This is a genomic window from Arthrobacter sp. MDT2-34-1, assembly GCF_059091365.1.
In genome coordinates this window covers 1-676 of record NZ_JBNHGO010000085.1, presented here as the reverse complement: position 1 = coordinate 676, position 676 = coordinate 1, and the positions used below count along the sequence as shown (strand labels likewise).

At 66.7% G+C, this 676-nt stretch carries 1 protein-coding gene; it reads left to right on the top strand.

The window, feature by feature from the left end:
- The coding region (locus AC5RVV_RS17745; protein ID WP_494002669.1) for an MFS transporter at positions 1-558 on the top strand (558 nt) is incomplete at its 5' end.
- Positions 559-676: the final 118 nt, after the last annotated feature.

The window sequence follows — 676 nt, the reverse complement described above, 5'->3', positions numbered from 1 at the left end:
ATGACCATGCTGCTCAGCTACGGGCTCAACACCTGGCTGCCCACCCTGATGACGACCGCGGGCTACCCGCTGGGATCGGGCCTGTTCAACCTCGTGATTCTCAACGTCGGCGGCCTCATCGGCGCCATGGCCGGCGGCTGGCTGGCTGACCGCTGGACACTCAAGCGCGCACTGCAGTTGTACTTTGTCCTGGCCGCCCTCTCCCTGGTCTCCCTGGCGTCCAACCCCGCCCCGCTGGTCCTCAACCTGCTGCTCATGGTTGCCGGCGCCACGACCATCGGAACCCTGGCCATCGTCCACGCCTTGGCGGTGGAGTACTACCCGTCCACCATGCGCTCCACCGGCGTCGGCTGGGCCGCCGGCGTGGGCCGGATCGGCGCCATGGCCGGCCCCATCCTTGGCGGCACCCTCCTGTCCCTGGCCCTGCCGTTCGAACAGAACTTCATGGCCGTGGCGGTCCCGGGCGTCATCGGCGCCATTGCCATAAGCCTGATCGCCTTCAAACAGCCCGCACAGCAACAGCTGACGACGGCTGCGGCAGACTCGGTCCGCGTCTAGCCAGCAACCCACCACCACTCCCCAAGAAGTAAGGGACTGAAAAATGACTCTGCTTGACCCCGCTCTGTGGAGCGAGAAGATCTATCTCAACGGCTGGCGGTCCGGCGGCGCCGGTGCC